This window comes from Sphaerothrix gracilis Ecp01 (assembly GCF_030405905.1).
GTDB classification, from domain to species: domain Bacteria; phylum Cyanobacteriota; class Cyanobacteriia; order Phormidesmidales; family Phormidesmidaceae; genus Sphaerothrix; species Sphaerothrix gracilis.
In genome coordinates this window covers 47388-69240 of the sequence record NZ_JASATW010000001.1, presented here as the reverse complement: position 1 = coordinate 69240, position 21853 = coordinate 47388, and the positions used below count along the sequence as shown (strand labels likewise).

14 protein-coding genes and 1 pseudogene are annotated in these 21853 nt (G+C 54.2%); 8 read left to right on the top strand and 7 right to left on the bottom strand.

Annotated features, from left to right (window positions below; all coding sequences use genetic code 11):
* Positions 1 to 97: 97 nt before the first annotated feature.
* Together efp and accB are read left to right on the top strand one after the other, a co-directional pair.
* Positions 98 to 655, top strand: coding sequence for an elongation factor P (efp, locus tag QJQ48_RS00345; protein ID WP_346289183.1), 558 nt, complete (start codon positions 98 to 100; stop codon positions 653 to 655).
* Positions 656 to 766: 111 nt separating this feature from the next.
* Positions 767 to 1258, top strand: a complete 492-nt coding sequence (gene accB, locus QJQ48_RS00340; RefSeq protein ID WP_346289182.1) for an acetyl-CoA carboxylase biotin carboxyl carrier protein — start codon at positions 767 to 769, stop codon at positions 1256 to 1258.
* Here the strand turns inward: accB and QJQ48_RS00335 are convergent.
* Entirely contained in the window at positions 1251 to 2681 is a 1431-nt protein-coding gene (locus QJQ48_RS00335; RefSeq protein ID WP_346289181.1) for a multicopper oxidase family protein, read from the bottom strand. The genes accB and QJQ48_RS00335 overlap by 8 nt on opposite strands.
* A gap of 256 nt (positions 2682 to 2937) precedes the next feature.
* Between QJQ48_RS00335 and QJQ48_RS00330 the strand changes: the two genes are divergently transcribed.
* The gene (locus QJQ48_RS00330) at positions 2938 to 4143 is read left to right on the top strand and encodes a glycosyltransferase (protein ID WP_346289180.1); all 1206 of its coding nucleotides are present in this window, start codon (positions 2938 to 2940) and stop codon (positions 4141 to 4143) included.
* Between the two features lie 51 nt (positions 4144 to 4194).
* On the opposite strand, the pseudogene QJQ48_RS00325 reads toward QJQ48_RS00330, so the two are convergent.
* From QJQ48_RS00325 to rpsT, 4 genes and pseudogenes are all read right to left on the bottom strand, one after another.
* Positions 4195 to 10035: pseudogene (locus QJQ48_RS00325) on the bottom strand (DNA-directed RNA polymerase subunit beta').
* A gap of 150 nt (positions 10036 to 10185) precedes the next feature.
* On the bottom strand, positions 10186 to 13485 hold the full coding sequence (rpoB, locus tag QJQ48_RS00320) for a DNA-directed RNA polymerase subunit beta (protein WP_346289179.1): 3300 nt from the start codon (positions 13483 to 13485) through the stop codon (positions 10186 to 10188).
* A 328-nt stretch (positions 13486 to 13813) separates the two neighbouring features.
* The gene (locus tag QJQ48_RS00315) at positions 13814 to 14602 is read right to left on the bottom strand and encodes a TatD family hydrolase (protein ID WP_346289178.1); all 789 of its coding nucleotides are present in this window, start codon (positions 14600 to 14602) and stop codon (positions 13814 to 13816) included.
* 50 nt (positions 14603 to 14652) lie between these two features.
* Positions 14653 to 14952, bottom strand: a complete 300-nt coding sequence (gene rpsT / locus QJQ48_RS00310) for a 30S ribosomal protein S20 (protein WP_346289177.1) — start codon at positions 14950 to 14952, stop codon at positions 14653 to 14655.
* A 208-nt stretch (positions 14953 to 15160) separates the two neighbouring features.
* On the opposite strand from rpsT, the gene hisD reads away from it, so the two are divergent.
* The gene (gene hisD / locus QJQ48_RS00305; RefSeq protein ID WP_346289176.1) at positions 15161 to 16510 is read left to right on the top strand and encodes a histidinol dehydrogenase; all 1350 of its coding nucleotides are present in this window, start codon (positions 15161 to 15163) and stop codon (positions 16508 to 16510) included.
* 191 nt (positions 16511 to 16701) lie between these two features.
* Here the strand turns inward: hisD and QJQ48_RS00300 are convergent, their stop codons facing one another.
* Positions 16702 to 17097 (bottom strand): hypothetical protein, encoded by a 396-nt coding sequence (locus QJQ48_RS00300; RefSeq protein ID WP_346289175.1) that lies wholly within the window; start codon positions 17095 to 17097, stop codon positions 16702 to 16704.
* A 202-nt stretch (positions 17098 to 17299) separates the two neighbouring features.
* Here QJQ48_RS00300 and hslO point away from each other — a divergent pair, with 202 nt between their 5' ends.
* Complete coding sequence (gene hslO, locus QJQ48_RS00295) at positions 17300 to 18205, top strand: Hsp33 family molecular chaperone HslO (protein WP_346289174.1); 906 nt, start codon at positions 17300 to 17302, stop codon at positions 18203 to 18205.
* Positions 18206 to 18285: 80 nt separating this feature from the next.
* Here hslO and pgeF read toward each other — a convergent pair whose 3' ends face one another.
* Positions 18286 to 19083 (bottom strand): peptidoglycan editing factor PgeF, encoded by a 798-nt coding sequence (gene pgeF / locus QJQ48_RS00290; RefSeq protein WP_346289173.1) that lies wholly within the window; start codon positions 19081 to 19083, stop codon positions 18286 to 18288.
* A 129-nt stretch (positions 19084 to 19212) separates the two neighbouring features.
* On the opposite strand from pgeF, the gene QJQ48_RS00285 reads away from it, so the two are divergent.
* The 3 genes from QJQ48_RS00285 to QJQ48_RS00275 are packed head-to-tail and all read left to right on the top strand — an operon-like array spanning position 19213 to position 21839.
* The gene (locus tag QJQ48_RS00285) at positions 19213 to 20031 is read left to right on the top strand and encodes a biotin--[acetyl-CoA-carboxylase] ligase (protein ID WP_346289172.1); all 819 of its coding nucleotides are present in this window, start codon (positions 19213 to 19215) and stop codon (positions 20029 to 20031) included.
* Between the two features lie 54 nt (positions 20032 to 20085).
* Positions 20086 to 21420, top strand: a complete 1335-nt coding sequence (locus tag QJQ48_RS00280) for a M23 family metallopeptidase (RefSeq protein WP_346289171.1) — start codon at positions 20086 to 20088, stop codon at positions 21418 to 21420.
* Complete coding sequence (locus QJQ48_RS00275) at positions 21420 to 21839, top strand: acyl-CoA thioesterase (RefSeq protein ID WP_346289170.1); 420 nt, start codon at positions 21420 to 21422, stop codon at positions 21837 to 21839. The genes QJQ48_RS00280 and QJQ48_RS00275 overlap by 1 nt, the downstream gene beginning before the upstream one ends.
* Positions 21840 to 21853: the final 14 nt, after the last annotated feature.

The following is a 21853-nucleotide window of genomic DNA, read 5'->3' as shown; positions in this document are numbered from 1 at the left end:
GTTCCCCTCTAGAAGTATGGGGAAAATCCCGCTGAGCGGTAAAATAAGGGCCGATTGTTCTGCGTTTGTTCTCGTTGCAACCAAGGTAGTCCCCCTCATGATTTCTAGTAATGACTTCCGCACCGGCACCACAATCGAGCTAGAAGGGTCGGTGTGGCGCGTGGTCGAATTTTTGCACGTCAAACCCGGTAAGGGGTCGGCTTTTGTGCGGACGAAGCTGAAAAATGTCCAGTCCGGTAGCGTGGTCGAAAAAACGTTTCGGGCCGGTGAAACGGTGCCGCAAGCGCTGCTAGAAAAGCGGACGATGCAGCATACCTATCGGGACGCTGAGGACTACGTTTTTATGGATATGGAAACCTATGAGGAAGCGCGGCTTTCAGAGGAGCAAATTGGCGATCGCGTCAAGTATCTGAAAGAAGAGATGGAAGTCAGCGTTGTGCGCTGGGGCGATCAGGTGTTAGAAGTTGAGCTACCCAATTCGGTGGTGCTAGAAATTACTGAAACCGATCCGGGGGTCAAAGGCGATACGGCTACAGGCGGGACTAAGCCTGCTACGGTTGAGACAGGAGCGCAGGTAATGGTGCCCTTGTTTATCTCAGTGGGTGAGAAAATAAAAATTGATACCCGCAATGACTCCTATTTAGGACGGGAATAGCTGCGGCATGGGCTGCTGATAGCTGACGCTGAAAATAGCCTGATAGCGGCAGATAGACATCAAACTAATTTTTCCAGCAATAAAACGGCTGTAGGCATGGGGTTTAACTAAGTGGATTTAAATTTTGGCGAACTGCGTGAACTGGTGGCTGCACTAAATCAAACAGACATTGCTGAGCTGATTCTAAAAAGCAGCGATTTTGAGCTGACGCTGCGGAAACAGGCGGCGGTTGGTTCAGCAGTGGTGCTTTCAGAAAGCGGCTTGACGGGTAACGGTGCCACGCCGCCGACCCCCCTGCCTGATAGTTCTCCGGCCCCGGCAGCCCAGCCTGCCCCAGAGCGATCGCCTGCCCCCGATCCCAACCTGCTGGAAATCACCTCGCCCATGGTGGGCACTTTTTACCGCGCTCCGGCCCCCGAAGAGCCGCCTTTTGTCGATGTCGGCGATCGCATTCAGAGCGGGCAGACTGTCTGCATTATTGAGGCGATGAAGCTGATGAACGAGCTAGAGGCGGAGATTTCTGGGGAAATCATTGAGATTTTGGTGGAAAACTCAGAGCCGGTCGAGTTCGGTCAGGCGCTGATGCGGGTGCGACCTAACTAGAACTTTGCATCTCAATAATGCCCATCATGCCCTGATCTTCATGGTCTAAGATGTGGCAGTGATAGACAGTTTTGCCCGCATAGTCCTCAAAGCGGATGCGAATCACCACTTCCTCGTAGGCAGGCACTGAAACCACGTCCTTCCAGGCTAAGTCTGTGACGGGCTGACCGTTGCGGCTCACCACCTGGAACCGATTGGTATGAAGGTGAAAGGGATGATCCATGCCTGCCCGGTTGATGATGCGCCAGTCTTCGACGCTACCTACCTGAACTTGGGTGTCAATTCGGCCTGGTTCAAACGCCTTACCGTTGATTAAAAAGGGGGCCCCGGTGCGGTGATCGATGCCGTGATCAAGCACAAATTCTCTTTGAACTTGCGGTTCTGGCAGCGGTTCAACGTTTAAAAGCTGCTGAGGGACTGCCTGTGGCTGCTTAACGCGATCGCCGTAGCTGATCTGAGCGATCGGCTGCGGCTCGTCTGTGACGTTCTCTGCCCTCATCCCCATGCCGCCCATCATGTCCATGATGCCGCGATCGTAAGGAAGATTCATCAGGGCGTATTCCCCCGGTTCTTGGTCGCCTTGAATCAGCACTTCTGCCCGCTCGCCGGGGGCTAGGATTAGCTCATCAAGGGAGATCGGCATTGCCAAAGGACTGCCGTCTGTTGCGATTAGATGCATTAAATGCTGATTGAGCGCTAGCCGATAAATGCGAGAGGCTGAAGCGTTGAGCAGTCGCAACCGCAAGAGGCCCTCAGCGGGCAGCGTTAGCCGTGGTCGGTGCTGCCCGTTAACGGTAATTAGGTCACCCTGACGGCCCCAGCGCTGAAACATAGGGTTGGGGGGCACAATTTTTCCCCGCCGATTCAGAGCAAAATCCTGCAGCACGAGCAGCGCTTCCGTCGCCGCCTGCAGTTCTGGTAGCTCATCTAAGCCGCCTCGAATCAAAATGGGCGCAGCTAAGCCACTAAAAATCTGTTCAGCTACCAGTCCATGCTGGTGGGGGTGGTACCAGGCTAGCCCTGCTGGATGATCGGGTGGCAGCGTGAACTCATAGGTCAGACTTTCCCCCGGCGGCACATGCAGAAACACGTTGTCGGCATTGCCCGACGGCGAAATATGCAGCCCGTGATAGTGCAAATTGGTGGGTTGGGGAAGCTGATTGTGAAGGTGCAACCGCAGGGTATCTCCAGGTTGCGCTGCCAGCAGAGGTCCGGGTACCTGCCCGTTGTAGCTCAGCAGAGTTGCCCGCCGCCCCCCCACAGTAACTACCGCTGTCTGAGCCGTTAGCTCAGCTTCCAATAGCCCTGATTGGCTAACGAAACGCTGCGGCGCTGTGATGCGGGGCGATCGCCGAGAACACTGAGACAGTAAAACGGTTGCCGCCGCTGCTGTGGTCAAACTCAGAAACTGGCGACGATGCATAGGCAAAATTGCAGGCGATTGCTCAGCGAAAATGATTAACAGCTCTGATCCAGGATAAACATTTTGCCGGGCCGTGGGGGGGAGACGACGCTATGAGATCACCTGTACCGCCTCTAGCCTGACAAAATATTGGGAATGCTTGTTTGGGAAGGAGAGGCGTTGCTTTTTGAGAGAGCAGCTAGTGCCAATTATTAAGGCTTTGTCGATTTGGCTGCTCTAAATGGGTAAATAGAGGAAAGCTAGCCATTCGAGCTTCATGCAGTCATCGATTGTTATTTTTCGCGATCAGATTCTGCCCTACTCAGAGACTTTTATTCCAGCTCAGGTGAATCACTGCCAGCGGTACAGAGGCTTTTATGTCGGTACCACAACAGTTACCAAATCCTGCTTTCCGCTGCCCAAGGAGCACCAGATTGTTCTAGATCAGTCGGTTAAGCGCTTCAAGCTTTGGAAAAATCTCTACATGCGCTGGGGGATTATCAATCCTTACTGGCTGCAGCGCATCAAAGCCTACTCACCTCAGCTCATTCATGCTCATCTTGGCCTCGACGGCGCTTTAGCACTGCCTCTGGCCCGACAGCTCCACGTTCCGCTTGTTGTCACCTTCCACGGCTACTATGCCACCGCAGAGGTGAGTCTGCCCTACCCGGCCCCAGCTCAGCTAGCAGGCTTCACGTCGCTAATCCACCGCGAACGCTTCTATCCCACCCTGTTTTGTCGGCGGCAATCCTGCCTATTTCGCCAAGCCGATCAAATTGTTGCCGTTTCCCAGTTTATTCGCGATCGCCTCATTGAACGCGGCTGTCCGCCAGAGAAAATTCAGGTTCACTACATTGGCATCGATTTGGAGCAGCTAACGCCCAATCCTGATATTCGGCGCCAGCCCGTTGTCTTATTTGTGGGTCGCCTAGTTGAGAAGAAAGGGTGCCAGTATTTGATTCGAGCAATGGCTCAGGTGCAGGCTGAGCGTCCAGACTGTCAGCTGGTGGTGATTGGCGATGGCTATCAGCGCTCGGCTCTAGAAACTCTCGCAGCTCGAAGTCTCAAAAACTATCGCTTTTTAGGCGTGCAGCCGCCTGAAAAAGTGCGGAGCTGGATGAATCAGTCTGCTGTGCTAGCGGCTCCCAGCATCACTGGCCAGCAAGGCGATTCTGAGGGACTGCCGATCGTCATTCTAGAAGCGCAGGCGATGGGACTGCCTGTGGTTAGCTCACTACATGCAGGCATTCCAGAGGCGGTAACTCACCAGCAAACCGGATTCTTAACGCCTGAAAAAGATGTATCGGCGATCGCGACTTTCCTGCTTACCCTGCTTAATAACGACAGTCTGAGGCAAACAATGGCGCAGCAGGGCCGCAGGCAAGTTGAGCATCGATTCGACATTCGCAAAAATACCCAGGGACTAGAAACGCTCTACGAAAAGCTTATAGAAAGAGGGAATGGCTTCCGCCATTCCCTCTAAATAAACCGTCCTAGTGCTGACAGCAGATCAACGGCTGACTAAATCAGTGACCTAGCCTAACTCAGTTTGATCATCAATCAGACCGTCACCGTCATCTAGCAGCGCCGAATAGCCGTTAGGAGAGCGACGCTGTCCGTCCTCAGAAAGCCCGTCCATGCCAGGATCTAGCTTATAGGAGCGAGCCGTCTGATCGTCTAGCACAACATCTTGCAGATCTAGGCCATCGTCCAGCAGCGCATTCTCCAGCGAGGCATCGAGATCGGTTGAAGTAGCCTCTTCATAGGCATTGAAACCCGTACCTGCTGGAATGAGGCGACCGATGATGACGTTCTCTTTTAGACCTCGCAGCCAGTCAGATTTGCCTTCGATCGCCGCTTCTGTCAGTACCCGAGTCGTTTCTTGGAAACTAGCTGCCGAGATGAAGCTGTCGGTATTGAGTGAGGCTTTGGTAATTCCCAGCAGCATCGGCGTGTATTCAGCCGGAGCGCCGCCGGTGATAGACATGGCCTCATTCACCTGCTCAACCTGATGAATCTCTACCAGTTCCCCAGGCAGCATGGTGGTATCACCCCCATCATCAATCCGACCCTTAGAGGTCATCTGTCGCACAATGACTTCAATGTGCTTGTCGGCAATATCAATCCCCTGGGATTGATAAACAGATTGAACCTCATTCACCAGGAAGTTTTGGACCCGCTGTAGGCTCAGCAGCGCCGCTTCGTGGGTGCCCATTCCTTCGCTAGAGTAGAACTTGAAGAAGACCTCTAGGATCTGGTGAGGATTGGCAGGGCCGTCCGTTAGAGGTTCAGCCGTACTGACCATTTGACCGTCTGAAACCAAGAGGTTTTGTCCAGGGCTGATCGGGTACTCAGTGACGACACCGTCCCCTTCAATCACTTTCACTTCAACCGTTTCATCGTCGCTGTAGACCACCTGGGCTTCCCCGGGTCGCTCAGCCAGGAGGCAGGCTTCCTTGGGCTTACGGGCTTCTAGCAGCTCTTCAATCCGCGGTAGACCCTGAATAATATCTCCGGTTTTAGCTCGCTCAAATACGAGCAGCACCAGGTTGTCACCTCGCTGTACTAGGTCGCCATTTTCAATATGTAAAACGGCACCTGTAGAAACGCGGTAGGGGCGAGCAATGCGCAGGGTAATGGTTGAACCCGTTGTATTGACAACCTGCCCTGATTCTTCAGCAGTTACACCGGCGGCGATCTCAGATCCTGCTACAACTAGATCGCCCTTGGTGACAGAGGGTGAGTGATCCCCGGTAGACACTTCAACTAGATCCTCATCACGAACCACCAGAATCCGGCGAATAGCCTCAACGCCCTCGCGGATACCGCGAACTTCTCCAGTAATTTTGCACTGAATTTCAGTTCTGGCAATGACGGCGCCCGGCTCGATTTGCTCGCCATCCTCAACTAGCAGACGGGTTTGAGTACTGCCCTGAGTCTGATCGGCAATGATGTCGCGGCGAATCACTAGAGACTCTAAAATCACCAGCTGCAGGCGCATTACCTCTGAATCTGATTCGTCAGCTACCAGCTCAATATCTGCCGCCAGCTGAGGCGCGTCTTCATCAATTTCTAGCAGTAGCTGCGTCCGGACTAAGTCAAGTCCTTCAACCGACTTAACCCGCTCGCCATCTTTAAACGGAATTCGCTGGATGGCCCGCAGGCGAATAGCGCTATCGCTGCTATCGCTAACGGAGTCTTGGCTGGGGACAGACGGCTTGTCGGGTACGGTAAACTCCGTGACTGGGCGCAGTAGCAGCGCTGGCCCTTCAGGCGATTCTACGTACTCGACATAGCGCAGATCATCAATAGTGAGTCCCGGCATGACTTCTTCGCCAGCCATTGATAGCGTACCGTCCTTGTCCATGACATCTTCGGGGGAATCTACCATGTGCAGATCCCCTGGCTTGATCACGATTTCTCGCAAAATGTCATTTTTCTGAGTGACTTCTACGACGCCGTTGCTCTGGCAGAAAATGTCTTTGACAACTTCGGTGCCCGCTTCAACATACTGGCCATCTTCTACTAGCAGTAGAGAAATATCCTTGTTGATCTCGTGGGCTTCTTCGGGAATCCAAAGCAAGGTACCGCCCTGAACGACCTCATAACCCTGCTTGGCTTTACCGCGCTTAGCCACCTCAACCCCGGAGTATTTGAGAATACCGCCGGTGTGAGTGCGATAGCGATCGTCTTCTAGCTCCGCTACCACCTGACCGTTACCGACCTTGGTGCCCGGTGTGGCAATGAGCGAAAATCGCTGACCACCAAAAGTTTCGATTACGTAGTGCTCGCGGCCCTGACCGCTTTCAACTTTGACTTCAGCTTTATCAAGCAGAACTGAAGCAGTTATAATCTCAACTTCACGGCCTCCTTTGCCATCCGAGGTTTGGGGCAGTCGCACAACGCCGCCGCGCTCGGTAATCAGCTTGGTTTCGGCAATGATGCCGTCTGCATCAATGCGATCGCCGTTTTTCACCACGGGTTCAGCACCAGGCGGCAGGTTATAAACTTCGCCAGAAAGCACCCAAAGTAGACCGCCTCGCTGGGCTAGGCGGGTGGTGTTGCCCTGCCGGTCTTTCTTCTCTTCCTGCTGCAAACCGTCAAACAGGACTTCGCCCGACAGATCAGAGGTTACGTCCTTACTGGCTTTCTCGGTAACCTTACGCACCCGGCTCATAGAAGGCATTTCGGCTAGGAGCTGCCCTTTCTTCACCGCTTCACCGTCTCGCACAAACAGGGTGGCTCCCTGCGGCAGACCGAAGCTCTGGTTCTTGCCGGAGTCTGTCTCCACCTTGATATCGGCGCTCTTAGACTCAATTACAAAGGCGTCATCCCCATGCCGGGTTCTAAACGCCCGCGTTCTCAGCCGTTTTTCCGGAAACTTAACTTTACCGTCAGCTTTAGCAAAAATTTCAGGTGCTTTCTCGCCGGTAAAGACGCCCCCGGTGTGGAACGTCCGCATGGTGAGCTGGGTACCCGGCTCTCCAATGGACTGAGCCGCGATGATGCCTACCGCTTCACCTAGATCCACCATATGCGAGTGGGCTAGGCTCCAGCCATAGCAGTGCTGACAGACTGAACGGGCCGCTTCACAAGTCAGAGCTGAACGAACTTCTAGTTCCTCTACACCAGCCTGGGCAATCACTTCGGCTAGATCATCTGAGATGTCCTGATTGCGCTCAGCAATCACCTCACCCGTTTTGGGATGAAGCACATCTTTAGCCAGTACGCGGCCCAGCAGGCGATCCTGGAGCGGAATCTGCACGCGATCGCCGTCAGTCATGCTGGTGAGGGGAATGCCTCGCTCAGTATTACAGTCCAGCTCGCGAATAATCACATCCTGGGACACATCCACCAAACGGCGGGTGAGATAGCCAGAGTCTGCTGTTCGCAGCGCCGTATCAACCAGACCTTTGCGGGCACCGTAAGAGGAGATGACGTACTCAGTGACTGTCAAACCCTCACGGAAATTGGTCTTAATGGGTAGGTCAATGATTTCTCCCTGCGGATTGGCCATCAGACCGCGCATTCCTACTAGCTGGCGCACCTGGGAAATGTTACCTCTCGCCCCAGAAAAAGCCATCATATAGACCGAGTTCAGCGGGTCGTTGGATTTAAAGTTGCGAACAACCTCGTCCTTCAGCTCCTCACTGGTGCCATTCCAGGTATCAATTACCTTTTGGAAACGCTCAACCTCGGTGATTTCCCCTCGCGTATAGCGCTCTTCCGTGGCACGAATGTCTTCTTCGGCAGCCTCCAGCATTTCCTTTTTCTTGGGAGGTACCTGCAGGTCAGCTACGCTGATAGACACCCCGGCCCGCGTAGCGTACTTGAAGCCTAAATCTTTTACCAGGTCAGCCATCTGCGCTGTCCGGGCCGTGCCGTAGTTGGCAAACGACCAGGTGACAAGCTTTTTCAACTGCTTTTTGTCAATTATTCGATTGCGAAACAGTATGGGAGTAGACTGCTTGGAACCTTGCTGCTCTGACATCTTTATTTCCTTGCCCTTCGCTCTGTTCTGTTCAAAGGTATTGTTCTAGACAAGCCACTTCAGCGGTTTGCGTTAGCTAGCTAATGCGTCGTGAATAGTTTTGTTGTAGATGATGCGGCCAGGGGTCGTTCGCACGTACTGAGAAATGATCTGGCCCTCAGCGTCTTCGCGCACCCGGCGATCGCTGTACTCCCGCATGACAATACCGTCACCGCCTTTTTCTTCTTTGACTAAGGTTTCAGAGCTGTCTGTCTCGACGGGCCCGTCAAATCGCAGCCAAACCTTAGCGTGTAGATCTACTAGTCCCTGCTCATAGGCAATAATGGCGTCTTCCATGCTGGAAAAATAGCGTCCCGCTCCCTTCTGCTGATAGGGATTTTCAGCCGTGAGATAGTAGCAGCCTAAAACCATGTCTTGGCTAGGCGTAATGATCGGTCGTCCCGTCGCAGGAGATAGGACGTTGTTAGAGGCCAGCATAAGCAGCCGGGCTTCAGACTGAGACTCTAGCGAGAGCGGTACGTGCACCGCCATCTGGTCGCCGTCAAAGTCAGCGTTGAAAGCCGGGCAGACCAGCGGGTGAAGCTGAATCGCTCGCCCCTCTACCAGAATGGGTTCAAAAGCCTGAATTCCCAGACGGTGCAGCGTCGGTGCTCGGTTGAGCATCACGGGGTGGCTCTCAATCACCTCTTCTAGTACGTCCCAAACCTGGGGATCATTGCGCTGAATCAGCTTCTTCGCCGCCTTGATGTTATTCACCAAACCCTGACGAATCAGACGGTGAATAACAAAAGGTTGAAACAGCTCGATCGCCATCTCGCGCGGTAAGCCACACTGATGAATCTTCAGTTTAGGACCAACAACAATGACCGAACGACCGGAATAGTCTACGCGCTTACCCAGTAGGTTTTGGCGGAATCGCCCTTGCTTACCCTCAATAATGTCTGAAAGAGACTTGAGCGGGCGGTTGTTCGCGCCTACGACAGTGCGACCGCGACGACCGTTATCAATCAGGGCGTCTACCGCTTCCTGCAGCATCCGTTTTTCATTCCGAACGATAATCTCAGGAGCCAAAATCTCCTGCAGGCGGGCTAGGCGATTATTGCGGTTAATGACCCGGCGATAGAGATCGTTGAGGTCAGAAGTGGCAAAGCGACCGCCATCAAGCTGCACCATAGGCCGCAGATCCGGCGGAATCACCGGAATGACGTCCAGTACCATCCAGTCAGGCCGCGAGCCGGTTGCCACAAAGTTGTCAATCACCCGCAGCCGCTTGATCAGCTTGGCTCGCTTTTGTCCCTTAGCGGTGGTGATATCTTCCCGGAGCTGCTCAGCCACACCTTCTAGATCGAGATCTTCTAGCAGGCGCTTCAGCGCTTCAGCACCAATGCCGACCTCAATGCCCACCAGCTGAGACTCTTCGTCATAAAGCTGATCTTCGATCTCCATCCACTGCTCTTCGGTCAGCAGTTGCTTATAGGAGAGATTTTCCGCATTGCCCGCATCTAAAACAACATAGGCATTGAAGTAAACGATCTGCTCGACATCTCGCAGCGGCATATCCAGCAAAATAGCCATATAGCTGGGAATGCCCTTGAGATACCAAACGTGAGTTACGGGTGCAGCCAGCTTGATATAGCCCATACGGTGACGCCGCACTCGCGACTCAGTCACCTCAACCCCGCAGCGCTCACAGACAATGCCCCGGTGGCGCACCCGCTTGTATTTACCGCAGTGGCACTCCCAGTCTTTAGCCGGCCCAAAAATGCGCTCACAAAAGAGGCCATCCATTTCAGGCTTTAGCGTACGGTAGTTAATCGTTTCTGGCTTAGTGACTTCTCCCACAACCATGCCGTTGGGTAGCGTACGCTCTCCCCACTGGCGAATTCGCTCTGGAGAAGCTAAACCGATTTTGACGTAGTCAAATCGCTGTTCTAGCTTGGGCATTCTGGGCAACTTCCTTTCGACTAAATGCTTAATGCGGTGAATAGAGGGATCGGGAGGAGGCAGTGAGTCCCTCCTCCTGGCTGAAGAAACCTATTCCGAGACTTCTTCTAGTTCTTCGCGGGTGATGGATTCATAAGTTGGCCGTGACGGCGTTCGACGATTGCTGACATCGGCCATCAGATCAACTTCAATATCGCGGCTGGTACCGTCCTCGCGAGTCTCCAGCTTGTGCACAGCAATGTCTAGACACAGAGACTGCAGCTCTCGCATCAGTACCTTGAAGGACTCTGGCGTTCCAGGTCGGGGAATCGCTTTGCCCTTAACAATTGCATTGAGCGCCTCATTGCGTCCCTGCATATCGTCTGACTTGACCGTCAGCAGCTCCTGCAGCGTATAAGCGGCTCCGAAGGCTTCCAGCGCCCATACCTCCATCTCACCGAAGCGCTGCCCGCCCTGCTGGGCTTTACCTCCTAGAGGCTGCTGGGTGACGAGAGAGTAAGGACCCGTAGAGCGAGCGTGAATCTTATCGTCTACCAGGTGTACCAGCTTCAGCATGTAGGCTTTACCAACTGTCACAGGGCGGTCGAACGGATCACCTGTGCGGCCATCATAAAGCTGAATCTTACCCGGATTGTCCGCATTGAAAACCCAGTCCTGACCTGTTGCTTTCCGCGCTTCCTGCAGCTTGCCGTGGGTGGTGTTACGCGAGGCCTCTTCGCCATACATCTCGTCAAAGGGCGTCACCTTGAAACGGACGTCTAAATTTTCAGCCGCCCAGCCCAGCAGGCACTCAAACACCTGACCCACATTCATCCGGGAAGGTACGCCCAGGGGATTGAGCACAATGTCGATGGGTCTGCCATCTGGCAGGTAGGGCATGTCTTCAATCGGCAGAATGCGGGAGATAATTCCCTTGTTGCCGTGACGACCCGCCATCTTGTCGCCTACCTGAATTTTGCGCTTCTGAGCCACGTAGACCCGCACCACCATATTGGCGCCGGGGGGCAACTCGTCGCCCTGCTCGCGGGTGAAGACACGTACGTCAACCACGCGGCCCTTCTCCCCGTTGGGAACGCGCAGGGAGTTGTCCCGCACGTCCCGCGCTTTTTCACCAAAGATGGCTCGCAGCAGTTTCTCTTCTGGTGGCTGATCAGATTCCCCTTTAGGCGTCACCTTACCGACTAAGATGTCGCCCGATTCGACCCAGGCACCAATGCGAATGATGCCGGTTTCATCGAGCTGACGCAGGGCGTCCTCACCCACGTTGGGAATTTCCCGCGTAATTTCTTCGGGGCCAAGCTTGGTCTGGCGAGCCTCAATCTCATATTTCTCAATGTGGATTGAGGTGTAAACGTCGTCATAAACGAGACGCTCACTGATGAGGATGGCGTCCTCGTAGTTATAGCCCTCCCACGGCATGTAGGAGATTAAAACGTTCTGACCTAAAGCAATTTCACCGCCTTCAGCCGCAGAACCGTCAGCGATTACCTGACCTGCCACAACGCGATCGCCCGCGAAGACAATTGGCCGCTGGTTTAAGCAGGTGTCTTGGTTGGAGCGCTGATACTTCTGTAAGTAGTAGGTATTCTCCTCGCCTTGAGGACTCCGAATCGAAATCCGATTGGCGTCAACAAAGGTAACTTCACCTTCAGTGCGGCTGACAATTACCATGCCAGAGTCCCGCGCTGCCTGAGCTTCTAGGCCGGTGCCCACAAGAGGCCGCTCTGGCCGCAGCAGCGGTACCGCTTGACGCTGCATGTTAGATCCCATCAGCGCCCGGTTGGCGTCATCGTGCTCCAAGAAAGGAATCAGCGAGGTGGCAACGGAAATAATCTGTACCGGAGAAACCGCCACATAATCCACCTCGGATGGAGCTGTGGTGGTAAAGTCCTGACGATAGCGAACAGGTACCTGATCCCCTAAAATGCGGTTTTCTTCGTCAATGGGCACATCCCCCGGTGCCACCCGCAGATCGTCTTCCTCATCCGCCGTCATGTAAATGGGGGCCTGATCCTTGAGGATACGTCCGTTCTCAACTTTGAAGAAGGGCGTCTCAATAAAGCCAAAATCGTTGACCTTGCCGTGGGTGGCGAGAGAGCCAATCAGACCAGCATTGGGGCCTTCTGGGGTTTCAATGGGACAAATACGTCCGTGGTGGGAAGGATGGATATCTCGCACCGCAAAACCAGCCCGCTCGCGGGTTAATCCGCCCGGGCCTAACGCACTCAAGCGGCGCTTGTGGGTCAGCTCAGCCAGTGGATTGGTTTGATCCATAAACTGGGAAAGCTGGCTGGAGCCAAAGAACTCCTTGATTGCAGCAACCAGCGGTTTCGGGTTGACCAGAGACGCTGGCGTGAGAGAATCAGCATCTGAAACGGTCATTCGCTCCCGGATGATCCGCTCTAGACGGTTCAGCCCGACTCTGACCTGGTTCTGCAGCAGCTCACCCACCGAGCGCACGCGGCGGTTGCCTAAGTGGTCAATGTCGTCGATGTTGCCGATATCAAATTCAAGGTTGATCAGATAATCGACCGCTGATAGGATGTCTTGCGGCGTCAGAACCCGTACAGTATCGGGGATATTGAGCCGCAGCTTGCGATTGAGCTTGTAGCGGCCAACGCGGCCCAGGTCATAGCGCTTAGGCTCAAAGAAGCGAGAGTCTAGCAGCTGCTGCCCGCCGGAAACGGTCGGGGGTTCACCGGGACGGAGCTTCCGGTACAGCTCCAGCAGCGCTTCCTCTTCACTGAACTGGCCTTCCTTCTCGATCGTTTTCTGAAAATACTCAGGATGGCGCAGGGCATCAAAAATTTCGCTGTCGCTGAGTCCTAGCGCTTTCAGCAAAATCTGAGCCGATAGTTTGCGGGTTTTATCAATCCGCACCCAAACCAAACCGTTTTTGTCGGTTTCAAACTTGAGCCAGGCTCCCCGGTTGGGGATCAGGTTAGCGTTGTAGGTACGCCGACCGTTTTTGTCAGTTTCAGACTTGTAATAGACACCAGGGCTACGCACAATCTGATTAACGATGACGCGCTCGGCCCCGTTAATGATGAAAGTGCCGCGATCGGTCATTAGTGGCAGATCGCCGATAAAAACTTCCTGCTCTTTAATCTCTCCTGTCTCTTTGTTGATCAGGCGAGTGGGTACGTACATTTGCACCGCATAGGTGCTATCACGCCGCTTGGCCTCGTCAACGTCATATTTGGGGCTTTTAAGCCTGTATTCTTTACCGAGAAAATGTAGCTCTAGCTTGCCGGTATAGTCTGTAATGGGAGAAAAGCTGTCAAGCTCCTCAATCAGGCCCTCTTCTAAGAACCAGCGAAAGCTAGAACGCTGAATTTCTACCAGGTCTGGTAGAACAAAAACGGGAGTTTGATAGGTTTGATCAGTCATGCCTCTCCTCTACAGGTCGTGCCCTGGACTTTTGGTAAGCGTGCAGCGGCTGAGCTAGTAATGCGATAACCGCTAGTGGCCACGTCAGGTGGCGGATAAAAAAGTATGCAGCCGCTTAAACGGCAGCTTGCGAAAAAACGAACGTTTTCAACCAGCTCGAATTAGGTAGGCTAAATTCAACCGCGGCCTTTGAGAGAACTGGAAGATCTGGTAAACGCATTGGCCTTGATGAGATTAAAAACATTCTGTAAAGCCAGCTTCATAAGGGTTGATCGGGTCGCTGAACATGTAGCACTGTGATGTCGGTGTCTAACGGCGATCGCGGTGGCTAAGCAGAGACTGATAGGCCAAATAAACGACAGGCATTTTCAGTCGTTTGTTGGGCGATCATTTCTGGTGAAGTTCCTCTTAGCTGGGCCACAGAATCGGCAACATGACGCACGTAGGCGGGCTGATTACGTCGCTCTTTGCGTTTAGGTACCGGACTTAGAAAAGGACAGTCAGTTTCAACCAGCAGGCGATCGCAGGGCACTATCTGAGCTGAAGCTTTGACCTGATGGGCATTCTTAAAGGTAACAATGCCGCTAAAGCTAATATAAAAGCCCAAATCTAGAAACCACTGGGTTTCTACTGGCGTTCCTGACCAACAGTGCATTACACCCTTAACGGGGCCAATTTCCTGCCAAAATCGCTGCAGCAGCCGAACCATAGGCTCAGCCGCTTCTCGGCAGTGAATAATAACGGGTAAGCTGAGCGCCTTAGCAACTTGGAGTTGTGCCCACAGCGCGGTTTCTTGCACCTCCCGATCCTCAGCTTTGTAAAAGTCAAGTCCAATCTCGCCAATGGCCACGACTCGTTCATCCGACTCAGCCAGGGTTTTGATCCGCTCAGGCATAGCTGCATCCCACTTGTCCATATCTAGTGGATGCAGCCCGACCGCAAAAGAAATCTCCGGGAAGCGATTGGCGATCGCCTGGATGCCCGGAAACTCATCTGGCTCAACACATGAATGAACTAGATGGACTACGCCCGCCTGTCGCCAAGCTGCAGCAACCTCATCTAGATCTGCTTGAAAAGAGTCGAAATTAATATGGACGTGTGTATCAATTAGTGGCATATTGACCAGCTCACTGCTTCAGGAGAAGACCGCGAAATTAGCGGCATCCTCTAAGAAGCAACGGGCTGCTCATGCCGCTTGAGTGCGTGAGCCAACCGCGACTTACGGCGGGCACCAGCGTTGGGATGCAAAATTCCCCGCTTAACAGTTTTATCAATCTTGCTGTACACCGCTGCCAGTCGTTCCTGAGCAGCCTGCATGTTTTCAGCAGACGGATTAGCCGCATAGTCATCAACCGCAGCGAGATATCGCTTGGTCAAAGTCTTCACCGCAGATTTATAAGATTTGTTGTGCAGACGATTACGCTCTGCAATTTGAATACGCTTAATCGCAGATTTAATATTTGCCACAGTCAGCCCTAGTCTAATGAGATTATCACTGGATAAATAATCATAGCACTTCTATTGGGCTTATGTTATGCCGCAACGAAAATTCGCGCTAAGCTATAGATCGTTAAGGATGGCATCCTCTAGCTGCTTCTTCTGCCCTAGAAGGTAGCTGAGCTGATTCTCCAAGCGGTCATCTTCAAAAGTTGGTTTTTCCCACTATCCTGCTGTAATGCTGCGAATTATTCATCAGTTGGCTGAGGCAAAAGCAGAACTTCAGCGTATTTGTTCACGCACTCACGACAGTCAGGTCGTACATAAAGAGGCGACGGTGAGGGAGGTGCTGCAGACGGTCAAGCGGCTCGGCGATCAGGCTGTTCTACACTACACGGCGGAGTTCGACCGGCAGGATCTGAGCCGAGAGCAGCTAAGAGTGCGGGGAGCAGAGCTAGATGCGGCCTATCAGCAGGTTTCCAAGAAGCTTTTGGACGCAATTCAGCTAGCCTGCCGCAATATCGAGCACTTTCACCGTCAGCGGATGCCCAAAAGCTGGGTGAATTTTGGCGAGAACGAGGTGGTTTTGGGCAAGCGCTATACGCCGGTAGACTGCGCCGGTATCTACGTTCCCGGTGGACGAGCGGCTTACCCCAGCACCGTGCTGATGAATGCGATTCCAGCGAAGGTGGCAGGTGTTCCGCGATTGGTGATGGTGACGCCTCCCGGCGAGGGCGGAACGCTAAATCCAGCCGTTTTGGTAGCCGCTCAAGAAGCAGGCGTGCAGGAAATTTATCGCGTAGGGGGAGCACAGGCGATCGCGGCCCTGGCCTACGGCACCGAGACAATTCCTAAAGTAGACGTGATTACTGGCCCAGGCAATATTTATGTCACTTTAGCCAAAAAGCTGGTTTACGGCACCGTGGGGATTGACTCCCTGGCGGGGCCTTCTGAAGTACTTGTCATCGCCGACCACACCGCTAATCCCACTCACGTAGCGGCCGATCTATTGGCTCAGGCCGAGCATGATCCTCTAGCAGCCGCTATTTTAATTACGCCTAGCGCTGATCTGGCTGAACAGGTGACGGCTGAGGTAGAGCGCCAACTGGTTGATCATCCGCGTCAGACTCTAACCGAAAAGGCGATCGCCCACTACGGCATTGCCATCGTAGTCGATTCTTTAGAGACCGCAGCTCACTTATCCAATGAGTTTGCCCCCGAACATTTAGAGCTAGAGATTGAGGATCCCTGGCAGCTTTTAGAACATATTCGCCATGCCGGGGCTATTTTCTTGGGACACTCTACGCCCGAAGCGGTAGGGGATTACTTAGCGGGCCCAAACCACACTCTGCCAACTTCAGGTGCCGCCCGCTATGCGTCTGCTCTTAGCACAGAAACCTTCATGAAGCATTCCAGCCTGATTCAGTATTCACCGCAGGCTTTAGAACGGGTGGCGGGCGCGATTGACGCTCTGACTGCCGCTGAAGGATTGCCTTCGCATGGTGCCTCAGTCAGGTTGCGGGTACAAATGACTGACGGCGATTCCGGTCGCTCTACCTTTGACGCTACCAGCCCAGAGTCTAGCTAGTGATCTGACGCCTAAGTAGGCGGACTTAATTATTTTTAGGATGGCTAAAAACCGCCGGGCGTGGCGGCGCTAGAGGGACAGCGTAACCCATGCGGGTGTTTTTTCTTGCCTCAGGCAAAGCTGTGCCAACGTGCTTCAACCGCAACCTACATTTGCTCATGTTTGACTGCGCCTACCTAACCTAGAGCCGTTCAGTTCGCGGCGGGCACTGGAACTTCTAAATGCTGACGGAGCCGCAATAAATTAAGCGTTTGCCCTAAATTGAGCGGAAATAGCGAACGACCTTCTAGGTGAGACTGCAGCCAGCCATCGCCCCAATACCAGCGATGAAAACCATCAATACCGCCGTAGAGCAAAAACTCCAGGTAATTCGGAGCGACTGATTTGACCTGGTGCTGAATTTCGACTGGCCCAATATAGCTGCTGAAGGTCAGTCCGGGCGTGAGTTCAGCAGGCAGGCCGGCAGAAAATCGCTGCGGCCAAAGCCACTGCCGAAACTGATCTGGTAGAACAAGCTGTTCCCGAATAGCAGCCTCAGGTGCATTCACCTCAATTCGCAAATTGCTCTGCTGAAATGTCCCTAACATAGCGACCTTGAAGAAATTTACCCTCACTGCATTTCCAGTATGACAGAAGCTTTAAGCCACGGCGGGAAGTTTGGCTAATATTGGCGGTGCCGGATAATGACGGCGATCGCCGGGGGGAATCTTCCCCTCGCTTGGGCAAGAAAGCCGAGCTGCACCTTTTAGAATAGAAATATTGAAAATTGTTAAGCAGACAGGGTTCTCAATGGCAGATCAATTAGTTCGAGCGACCGCTGCAGAGGGGGGCATTCGAGTTGTTGGCGTCATCACAACTAAGCTGACTGAAGTTGCTCGACAGCGTCATCATCTTTCCTATGTAGCCACAGCCGCTCTAGGCCGCACGATGTCAGCAGGGCTGCTGCTAGCCTCCAACATGAAGCGGCCCCAGTCGCGGGTGAATATCCGAGTTAAAGGGGATGGTCCTTTGGGCGGCATTTTGATTGACGCGGGCCTAGATGGAACCGTCCGGGGCTACGTAGACAACCCGGCGATTGAGCTGCCGCTGAACAGTCAGGGCAAGCTTGATGTGGGCGGCGCGGTTGGCTCAGACGGCTATGTTTATGTTGTGCGGGATGTGGGCTATGGCTACCCCTATTCCAGTACGGTAGAGCTGGTTTCTGGCGAAATTGGCGAGGACTTAACCTACTATCTAGCCACTTCTGAGCAGACACCTTCGGCGCTGATTTTGGGAGTGTTTGTGGGAGCCAACGGCGTGGAAGCAGCGGGTGGGCTACTGCTGCAGGTTTTGCCCAAGGCTGCCGAAGATCCAGAGCTAGTTACAACCTTGGAGTCTCGCCTTGCCAAGCTCAGCGGATTTACGCCCCTGCTGCGGCAAAACAAGACGCTGCCGCAGATTTTTGATCACCTAGTAGGCGATATGGGACTGGATATCTTCCCGGAGACTCAGCTAGTCCGGTTCAATTGTCCCTGCTCAGAAGACCGGATGTTGGGCGCTTTAAAGCTGTTAGGTCAGGAAGAACTTGCTGACATGATTGAAAAAGATGATGGGGCTGAAGTTACCTGCCATTTTTGCAATCAGGTTTACAACGCCAACAGCGATCAGCTATCACAGCTAATTGCCGATTTGAAGTTGGAAACAGCCTCATCCTAAACTCCCATTGGGTACCTGATAGATACCCTGCTCGCCCTTAGGCAGCCGCACTCTTCAGCTAAGCGATCGCAGACGTGGCTCTAGACGCTCACAATGCCCGACCACTGCACCTTCTTCTCGCGGGTGCGGCGGTAGGAGAAAAACTGCTCTGGCGCTTGAAAAGTGCAGTGAGGCGCAACGGCAATCTGGGCCGGGTCTATGCCTAGCTGCTCTAGCTGCATTTGATTCACTCGCCGCACGTCTAATTTGGCCCGTCCGGGTTCGGGATCTGGCAGCAGCGGCGGCTTTTCCTGCTGCTGTAAATGTCTAACTAGGTCTACCGACGTGCTGAAGCAATCGGCCTCTACCAGGGTCGCCCCTACGGTGGCGGCCACATGGGTCGAAACCTGATAGACCTCACCGGCGATCGCTGGCCCTAATGCAATCCGCAAATCGGCTAGGCGACTGCCCTGGGCCTGTAGCTTGGCGATCGCTTGAGGCACAATCTTCAAGGCTGTACCGCGCCAGCCCGCGTGAATAGCCGCCACCTGTCCGGTTGCGCGATCGCCAATCAGGACAGGCGTACAGTCGGCACTGCACACCCAAACAGCTTGCAGCGGGCTGTCGGTTAGCACCCCGTCCGCCTGGGAGCGTTCTGGCGGCAGGGGCACAGCATGAGCGGCTGCGACGGGCTGGGGCAGCTTAGTGGGCGACACCACCTGGTCGCCATGAACCTGCTGAACTCGATGAACAGAAGCGTTTGGCTGCAGGGCGTTCACCAGTTCCTCCGGTGGCTGCGGCCAGAACCGGGCCGTAAAAAAACCGTGAGGCCAGCGCTCTAGCAGGCTGCAGGTAAGATAGGCTGAGCCGTTCCAAGTTTGCCAATTCCAGGGTTCCATGAGGCGAATGTGTTAGCAGAAGGATCTGTTGTTTAACTTAGTCAATTTTGTGGCAGTCGGGTGGGCCATCAGGCATAACCTGCATGTTAAGCTGGCCGCAGCGCCTTTATACTCTCTGAATTAGACCGCTTGGATCTTCACCGGCTACACCAGGCTCTAGCGGCCCCCGCCCCGTCTCTAGGGCTTGAGCGATCGCTTGGCGCTATCCGACCGCGCTGTCAAATCCATCTGTTTGACTGTCTAGATTCAACCAGCAGTCAGCTCTGGAGACTTTTAAAGCAGGGCGCTCCGGCAGGAACCGTCGTGATTGCGCAGCGGCAATCTGCCGGGCGAGGTCAGCGGGGACGCACCTGGGAGTCCCCACCAGGAGGACTTTATCTATCGCTGGGGCTGATGCCAGATCTAGCCGCTAGCCAAGCCCACTGCCTGACGCTTTATAGCGCCTGGGGCATTGCCACCGCCTTCAGGAATTTGGGCCTTCCCGTTCAGCTCAAATGGCCTAATGATTTGATTGTGCAAGGCCGCAAGCTGGGCGGTATTCTCACAGAAACCCGACTGGAGTCCGGACAGGTGACTCAGGCGGTGATTGGGGTAGGCCTCAATGTCAGCAACGCGGTGCCTCAAACAGGCATCAATTTACAGTCAATTTTAGTAGACTTTCCGGCTAGTCCTCTGAGCCAGTCGGAAACAGTAGCAGCCCTGGTGCTGCGAGGCATTTTGCAAGGCTATCAGTTTTATCAGCAGGTAGGCGCGGTGACTTTTCTCAAAACCTACGAAAGTCTCTTAATCAATCTGGGCCAAACTGTTAGCATTGATGGGCACTCTGGCGACGTCATTGGCGTCTCTGAACACGGATTGCTGCGGATACGGTTACAATCGACGCAGCCCTCTGACGAGGACGAAATTGACCTGCCCCCTGGAGCGATCGCTCTGGGATACAATACTTAAGATTTGTGCTGTTGATTCAATCTTTGAGACTGCATTCAGTACGGGAGAGATGGTATGCCTGCAAAGCCTAGCCCTAAGTCAGATTTTCCGATGCGTAGGGCAACGCTGCTGACGCTACGCGGCTTTTGTTTAGCCGGAGGATTGGGATTGATCAGCAGCGGTTTAGTCATGGCCGAATCGCTGCCTAATGAACAGCCGCTTGACGAATTATCGACCAAAGCGGCAGACCTGATACCCACAGTACCCACAGCACCCGCGCCCGCACCCGCGCCGACAGCTCCCCTGTCTCTAGCCCAGGCAGAAGAACTAACCATTGAAGCAGCCCCTGCGGTCAAGCCAGAGGTGGCCGCCCCGACAGCAGCGCCCGCTTCAGAACCGGCCCTGCCCGTTCCGGCAGCAGCGCCTGCGCCTGAACCTGCCAGCGAAGTCGTGCCTACGGCTGTGCCAGCGGCTGAGAATGTCCCCCAGGGATACAACTCTGTTTTTGTCGATCCCACCGACTACAGCGTTGGCGCGACCGAAAATCCAACGCTAGTCTTCTCAGAGCGCTCTACAGGCTGTCAGGCTACGCTGCAGCAGGGTCAAGCAGTCCCAAATAACGTGTGCGGCGGGGCCAACGGTGCTAGCGGTAATCCCAATCCGGCTCTTTCTCCGCTTCCTGCCGAAAATTCGGCCCCGGTTGCCAGCCGCGGGAATGCCAATGGGGGCAGCCCAGCGGTCAGTGTAGGCCCGGTCAATATCAGCGCCAACGGTATCAATTTCTCCGGGGGCAGTACGGCAGCGGGACGAGACTACTACAACCGCTTACTGCGTCCACTCAATAGCCTGCGGCAGGGCGCTCAGGACTTTATCTTTCCCCTGGCGGTGCCCGCACCGATTACCTCCCTGTTTGGCTGGCGCATCCACCCCATCTATGGCACCCAGCGCTTCCACTCGGGTACTGACTTGGGCGCACCCCTGGGAACGCCAATCGTGGCCGCTCAGGCAGGTCGCGTTGCCACCGCTGACTTTGTAGGCGGCTACGGTCTGACGGTGATTCTGCGGCATAAAGAGGGTACGCAAGAAACGCTCTACGGCCACATGTCTCGCCTGCTAGTGCAGCCAGGGGATTGGGTAGAGCAGGGCGAAGTCATCGGTTTAGTTGGCAGTACGGGCAACTCCACTGGGCCGCACCTGCACTTTGAAGTTCGTCAGCTCACCGGAGACGGCTGGGTGGCGATGAGTCCAAACGAGATGCTGCGCTATGCCCTGGGCAATTTTAACCAGGCGCTTAATGGGCCGCTAGCAAGTCTTGTTTTAGGTGGTGAGGCAGAAGCTGCGCCAGCGGCTAAGCCAGCAGCCCCCAATCCAGAGCTGCCCTTCCGTCCGGCCCAGCCCAACGCCAGCTAGTGGCTTTTTGCTACGGGCGAACCGTTCGCTTTGGCGAAACGGACGCGGCGGGCGTCGTTTACTTCGCTAATTTGCTCCATCTCTGCCACGAAGCCTATGAAGCTTCGCTCGCAGAGATGGGCTTTGACTTGAAGACGTTTTTTAGCGCCGGGGCGATCGCTGTTCCCATCGTTCACGCGGAGGCTAACTTTTATCAGCCCCTTTTTTGCGGCGATCGCCTAACAATTACGCTGGCTCCAGAACCTATGACTGAGAGCAGCTTTGCCATTACTTATGAAATCTGGCCGCATGAACCTGAAGCTGGCGATCGCCCTGCGGTCACAGCTCTGACTCGTCATGTCTGTATTGAGATTGCCAGCCGCCAGCGTCAAGCCCTCTCAGCCGAGCTGCAGCGCTGGCTAGATCAGTTTGCCGGCTGAGTTGAAGAATACGG

What these genes read in the sequence shown, in the direction of transcription:
- efp (WP_346289183.1), top strand. Translation starts at nt 98, where the DNA reads ATGATTTCTAGTAATGACTTCCGCACCGGCACCACAATCGAGCTAGAA.
- rpoB (WP_346289179.1), bottom strand. Translation starts at nt 13,485, where the DNA reads ATGACTGATCAAACCTATCAAACTCCCGTTTTTGTTCTACCAGACCTG.
- QJQ48_RS00315 (WP_346289178.1), bottom strand. Translation starts at nt 14,602, where the DNA reads ATGCCACTAATTGATACACACGTCCATATTAATTTCGACTCTTTTCAA.
- hslO (WP_346289174.1), top strand. Translation starts at nt 17,300, where the DNA reads ATGGCAGATCAATTAGTTCGAGCGACCGCTGCAGAGGGGGGCATTCGA.
- hisD (WP_346289176.1), top strand. Translation starts at nt 15,161, where the DNA reads ATGCTGCGAATTATTCATCAGTTGGCTGAGGCAAAAGCAGAACTTCAG.
- QJQ48_RS00335 (WP_346289181.1), bottom strand. Translation starts at nt 2,681, where the DNA reads ATGCATCGTCGCCAGTTTCTGAGTTTGACCACAGCAGCGGCGGCAACC.
- QJQ48_RS00330 (WP_346289180.1), top strand. Translation starts at nt 2,938, where the DNA reads ATGCAGTCATCGATTGTTATTTTTCGCGATCAGATTCTGCCCTACTCA.
- QJQ48_RS00300 (WP_346289175.1), bottom strand. Translation starts at nt 17,097, where the DNA reads ATGTTAGGGACATTTCAGCAGAGCAATTTGCGAATTGAGGTGAATGCA.
- pgeF (WP_346289173.1), bottom strand. Translation starts at nt 19,083, where the DNA reads ATGGAACCCTGGAATTGGCAAACTTGGAACGGCTCAGCCTATCTTACC.
- QJQ48_RS00280 (WP_346289171.1), top strand. Translation starts at nt 20,086, where the DNA reads ATGCCTGCAAAGCCTAGCCCTAAGTCAGATTTTCCGATGCGTAGGGCA.